The following is a 6,000-nucleotide window of genomic DNA, read 5'->3' as shown; positions in this document are numbered from 1 at the left end:
GAAAAGGGGCCTAAAATTGAAATGCGCGATGAGCTGATACGTGCGGCACAGGACAAGATGAGTGCGAAAACTAACGCCGAAGCTGCATCAAAAAGTACACTATGCTTAGGGACATGGGTGTGGAGCGCCGGCAAGATTGCTTTGGAATTCGCTGACAGGATTGCAGGGATAAGGGCTAAGCAGACATCGCAGAAAACCTGGTGACATGCGCGGTGCGCTGCTGGTTGCGCGGGGCTGGTTCCGACGGACGGCAAGAGAGATTGGCCAGATTGCCGATGCTGGATTTAACAGGAACCACCCTTGTATAAATCGGCAAACAGGGGATTTAACCGACCGGATTCTGATATCCAAAGACGCCTTATAGCCAGTATTGAAGGAACTTCCGGCCTAGTATGAGAGCCTGTTTTACCTGCTAAACAGCGGAGAGGGCGGGATTTGAACCCGCGGTGCAGTATTCACCGCACACATGCTCTCCAGGCATGCACCTTAAGCCGCTCGGTCACCTCTCCGCGGGCGGGTATTCTACCAGAGAATACGCCAGCTTCCGCGCGCCAAGGCGCCGAGTCAATCTTCCGTTTTCCAACGCCCCGCAATCCGGGACCGCTTGGCCATCGCCATTACATTTAAGGCGTAACCAGAGGCTTGCGGCAGTAAAGTATGTTGCTTAACTCGCCGTCGAATTCCGCGCGCACCGTGAAATCGCCCGCAATCGGAATGAGCGAATCAATCCGGCCGGGAGTCGCCGCGCTCCAGGTCGCTACAAACGGCGGATTGGCTTCCCAGGTTACTTGATCCGTTATATCCTCCTCGCCGCGCATCGCCGTGAAATCGTAAGGCTGTTCCTGATCGAAAATATAAGGATCCGCTTCCGTTCCGGATCCGGCTACACCGGCGGTCGCGAGCGCAATAGTGAACGTCACCGATCCGCCGCCTTCCCAATGAACCGCGTTGCTTGGAATACCGTAAGTGCCGTCCGTGCCGTCGAAGGGCACAACGCGGTAGTAGCCGTCCGACACCGCCGCGAGCGCGTATTCGTATTCCAGGTATCCGCCTCCGTCGGGAAGGACTCCGTCGGCTCTGGGAATGAGCACGATCTGCGCGTAGTTTTCGCCGTCCGCCCCAAATTGCAATTCGAAATCGGTCAACACACGAAGGTAGTTGAGAGCGATCGGGGTGATATCGGATACTCCCACTTCGCCGCTTTCGTCGCTGTCGATCGGCGCGAGCGGGTCGTCCGGGCCGGAAACCGGCTCCAAGAAATTCAAAGCTATCGGCGTGATATCGGCCACGCCGACTTCGCCGTCCTGGTTGTGGTCGCCCTGATTGCGGTATGACCATGTGCAAGTCGCGCCTCCCGCCCCGTCCGAAACCATCGCAAAATCGGGCACCGAGCTCAACGCGCTGTCGGGGGCAATCGAAACGATGCGATCGGCCCGCTCAGGCTCCGCGGAAAAGCGGAGCTCGGCTGCACCCGCCGTGCTTAAGGAAAAAGGCGCGACGCCGAAATCCAGAACGCCCGGCTCCACGACTATCGCAAGCGACACCGCGTCGCCGGCCGACCAGCCGCCGGACAACCGGATGCCTTCAAACCTGTACGAAGCCGGATTGTAGGTAATCCTGGCGAAAGCCTGCCCGTCCCCGGACAGGACGATGCTGTTGCCCCCGTCGGTTTTTTCGGTCCAAAAGTCCGGCAAAGGCAGAGCGCCGATCGCGCGAATCTCGGGGTCGACACCCGCTCCCGTCAAGCGTCCCGATTTTGCGGCGGAGCAGGCGGAAACCAGCCAAGACAATGCGGCAGCGGACAGTACCATGGAAGCAATGGCCAAACGCATTATGAATGAACCCCCTTTCGTTTCGGCATCAAATTTCGGCCGCCGGCATCGCAGTGGAAAACCGGCGCAGACAAGAATAACACAGCAAAGGCACAAGAGTAATACCCCGCATTCCGTTTGTTTGTTCAGTGCGCGCCGCCGCTTTGGGTGACCATTTTTGCATTTAAGGTAGTATCTTTAAGGCGGCGGCCGTTTGGGCCGAGGGGATCGGCCCGATACCCCGCCGCAAATTCCTTGCGTCGAGGGGAAAGATGCGAACATTTGCCGAAGTGATTGGTGCTGTTGTTTTGCTTTGCCTGTTTATTTCATCCTGCTCGAATTCCAACCACAACGTTTCTGTACCGGATCCGGTTTCGGGTTATTCGACTCCAAACATCGCCCAAGCCGAATGGCCCGAAGGACTGCCGGCTGACCAAATCCAGCCGTGGGAAATGCTTAATTCGAGCGGTTTCGTCGAAACGAAAGCGGCTGTTAAATCCGCCAGCGCCTTGAACAAAGACAGCGAGTTCGTTCCGGGGGTTGAGCGATATCTGGAGGCTGGAAACGTACTTGACAACGGAGAGGCTTCCGCATTCGACTCCGGCGAGGGCGGTGCGGGAATGGTCGCATACGCTATTTACAGGATTCCGCTTGCAGGTGAAGAGCCTGGGCTTTTAACCGCGGACGTGAATCTCAAGCCCAAGGAAGATGGCTCGCCCAGCAGCTATTGGATAGGCATTTCCGATTACGGCAGAGAAACTTGGAAGTGGCTCGGACCGTTCGGCGATCCGCAAATACGGCTCGGCACATCGATCGGCGACTATACGTCCGAACTTGGAATTGTTTACGTTGCGGTTCTTGCGTACGACGGCGCAAAATTCGACTGCGTGGGCGTTGGTTTGAACCCGAAAGACGAAGCGGATTCCGTTCCTCCACCTACGCCGGCGGCTCCCACGGTCACTTCCGTCCCCGGCGGATTTCTGCTCGAATGGCCGGAAGTTATCGCGGCGGATCTTGCAGGATACGAAGTGAAAATCGAAAACGCGGATTTTGGCGGGGATTCTGCACCGGCAAAACGCGAATCAATCTTGTTGGGCATTCCGAGGGTAGTATTCGATTCGGCAGGGATTAAATACGTCGCGGTGGCGGCATTGGACATTTCCGGCAACGCGAGCGGGTATTCATCTGTCGTTTCCGTTGATTCCGGCGAGGGCGAGGCGCCGCGCGCAACCCTTCAGGCGGACAATCCCAGCGGATTGCGCAACGATTCAATCGCGCTGACGGCATCGGGAGGAGAAACTTACGATTTCGACCTGGACGGCGACGGAGTATTCGACGAAACCAACTCGACGGGTACGGCCTTCGCGGATACTTCCGCCACCGGAATCATCCGGCCCTCCGTCCGCTGCACAAATTCCGGCGGAGGAGTAGCCTTCGCCGCAGTGTCGCTGATAATCGCGGCAAACAGCAGGCCGGTGGCAAGCGCCGGCGCCGATCCCGCGTTCGGTCAGGCGCCGCTTGAAGTGACGTTCACCGGAATCGGAGAAGACGACGACGGCACGATTGCCGAATACGCCTGGGACTTTGACGGCGACGGGATTTACGATTACACGGATGCCGCGGAACCAAATCCCGCGCCGCAGAATTACGACACGCCGGGGCTATACAACGCCAAATTCCGCGTGACGGACGACGAGGGAAGCTGGGACGTCGACACCGTCGCAATCCAGGTTTCGGGACCGGGGGGAGGGATCAATAATCCGCCGGCAGCGGACCTCACTGCACCTATTTCATCGGGAATCATTCCGCTCACGGTCAATTTTAACGCGAGCGGCTCGGCCGATTCGGACGGTACGATAGTCGAATACGCTTGGGACTGGGACGGCAACGGCGGGTACGACGAGTTCGGCGAAGATCCGACCGTGTCGCACACGTACACCGCCGCCGGAAGCTACACCGCGAAGCTAAGAGTGCGCGACAACGGCGGCGCGACGGCGACCGATACTCTTCAAGTGACGGCCAACAGCCCGTCGAACTTCCCACCGAACGCGATACTCGGCATTTGGGAATACTCGGCGCTGACCGGCCAGGCGATAACTTTCGATGCCACCGATTCTGACGATCCAGGCGGAACGCTCGTCGGATACGAATGGGATTTCAATGGCGACGGGGTTTGGGATTCTTACTCGGACACTCCGTACGCCCAGCACAGTTACGCATTTCGCGGAATGTACCGTCCGAAGTTGAGAGTCACAGACGACGACGGCGCGCAGGCGACGGCAGAAGCAATCCTGTTCGTCAATGAGACCACGTGGCCGCAATACGGCGGAAACGCGATGCACCACTCCGTCACGAATCTGATCGGGCCGGATTCAGGATCGTTCGCTTACTCCTATCCGACAGGAAACCAGGTGCGATCGAGCCCCGTAATCGGCCCCGACGGCTCCGTGTATTTCGGAAGCGAGGATCACAAGCTATACGCGCTTTGGCCGAGCGGCGCGTTCAAATGGAGTTTCACCACGGGCGCGCGGGTCGAATCCAGCCCTGCAATCGGCCCCGACGGAACGATTTACGTGGGAAGCTCCGACTTCAGCTTGTACGCGATTTCTCCCGACGGCGAGCCGAAATGGAGCTTCGATACGACCGGCCAGATCGTCGCACCGATTGTCGTCGGCCCCGACGGCACGATTTATTTCGGCAACTGGGACGGGGATTTCTTCGCCGTCAATCCCGACGGCTCGGAGAAATGGAACGTGGCAACGGGATCGATGATTTCGTACGCCGCCGCGGTCGATCCAGAGGGAAACGTTTACTTCACTGCATTCAACGGAAACGTTTATTCCCGCTACCCCTGGGGCGATGAGCGTTGGACGTATACGATGGCGGACGTAGACGCTTCAAACGTCGCCGTCGCGCGGGATGGAACGGTCTATGCGGGCTGCGGAGACGGAAACCTGTACGCCATCAACCCGGACGGAACTTTCGCCTGGGCATATACCTGCGACGGCCAGCCAACCTCCGTGTCGGTCGGCGAAAACGGAATGATTTACGTCGGAGACGGCGCTGGATTTCTCACTTCACTGTGGCCCGACGGAACATTCAACTGGGAATACGCGACCGCAGGCTGGATTTCTTCAATCGCGATGACGGACAGGAATCAAAACGTCTACTTCGGCAGTTTCGACAACAAGCTGTACAGCGTCGACAACACAGGCACTTTGAACTGGGCCGCACTCACGGCGAACGACGTGCAGTCAAGTCCCGCGATTGGTCCGGATGGAAGAATTTACTTCGGAAGCAGGGATAACAGCTTGTACGTAATCGGGCCGCCGATACCTTAAAGTCGGATTACTGTCGCCGCTCCAGCCTTGGAGCGGCGTTTTTTTTTCACCGAGTTACACCCGCGCGCGCCGAACAGCGTGATTTTGGGAATGCTCTATCGAACGAGAATGGCGGAGCCTTGGGCGCTTTTCACCGGCGGCGGTATGTATTCGAATGAGCGGAATTTCGTCAACATATATTTGTAAATCCTGTCCACATTCTTGGCGTACGTGTTTGGGGATTTCGCCTTCGGATTGTTGTAATGAGTCAATGCCTCCATATAATCGCCATAGTCGTAGCGTTTGTAAAGGAGGATTCCGATCCGGACGTTGCTTTCCGGATCAAGCAGCTTTTCTTTGGTTATCTTTTCGCCCGATACAGTCTTGCCTATCCAGAACGGATGAACCTGCGAAAGCCCAATCGAGCCGCCGTCGCCCTTGACGACCTGGCGCTCTCCGCGGGAGTTGAGCCTGTAGTGACGGCCGCTGCTCTCCTTGAGGATTCGCGCCATTTGAATAAGCGGATCGGTATCGTTGGCCAGCGAGTATTTGACAACCCATCCGACAAGCTTGCCGGTGTTCTCGCCCTTGAGCCCCCACTCGCTTTCCAGGTAGTCGGCCAGGAACGCCTCCACCCTGCCCTTGTCCTTCTTGTATTCGTCCAGCGTCGGCCGGCCCTGAGCAAATGCGGGCCAAGCCGAAAGCAAACAAACCAGTACCAACGCCGATACGAAAAGTGAAAGGCGGTGTCGCCCCCTTCCCCCGAAGGGCGCTCCTCCAGTCTTTCCCATACACTTTCCTCCGGTCCCCAAAACCGAGAGCCGCCATGCTAGCACAGAGGCGCGAGCAAACCAATACCACGGCAAGCT

3 protein-coding genes and 1 tRNA gene are annotated in these 6,000 nt (G+C 57.7%); 1 reads left to right on the top strand and 3 read right to left on the bottom strand.

Annotated elements, in window-relative coordinates; genetic code table 11:
• Window positions 1-420 precede the first annotated feature (420 nt).
• Window positions 421-509 (bottom strand) — tRNA-Ser (locus HRF49_02990).
• 114 nt (window positions 510-623) lie between these two features.
• Window positions 624-1,832: a hypothetical protein gene (locus HRF49_02985; protein ID MEP0813616.1), complete on the bottom strand. Its 1,209-nt coding sequence runs from the start codon at window positions 1,830-1,832 to the stop codon at window positions 624-626.
• A gap of 251 nt (window positions 1,833-2,083) precedes the next feature.
• On the opposite strand from HRF49_02985, the gene HRF49_02980 reads away from it, so the two are divergent.
• Window positions 2,084-5,152, top strand: coding sequence for a PQQ-binding-like beta-propeller repeat protein (locus tag HRF49_02980; GenBank protein MEP0813615.1), 3,069 nt, complete (start codon window positions 2,084-2,086; stop codon window positions 5,150-5,152).
• A gap of 95 nt (window positions 5,153-5,247) precedes the next feature.
• Here HRF49_02980 and HRF49_02975 read toward each other — a convergent pair whose 3' ends face one another.
• Window positions 5,248-5,838 (bottom strand): transglycosylase SLT domain-containing protein, encoded by a 591-nt coding sequence (locus tag HRF49_02975; protein MEP0813614.1) that lies wholly within the window; start codon window positions 5,836-5,838, stop codon window positions 5,248-5,250.
• Window positions 5,839-6,000: the final 162 nt, after the last annotated feature.

It is taken from the genome of bacterium, assembly GCA_039961635.1.
Classification (GTDB): domain Bacteria; phylum 4484-113; class 4484-113; order JAGGVC01; family JAGGVC01; genus JABRWB01.
This window is presented reverse-complemented; position numbering and strand designations above follow the sequence as displayed.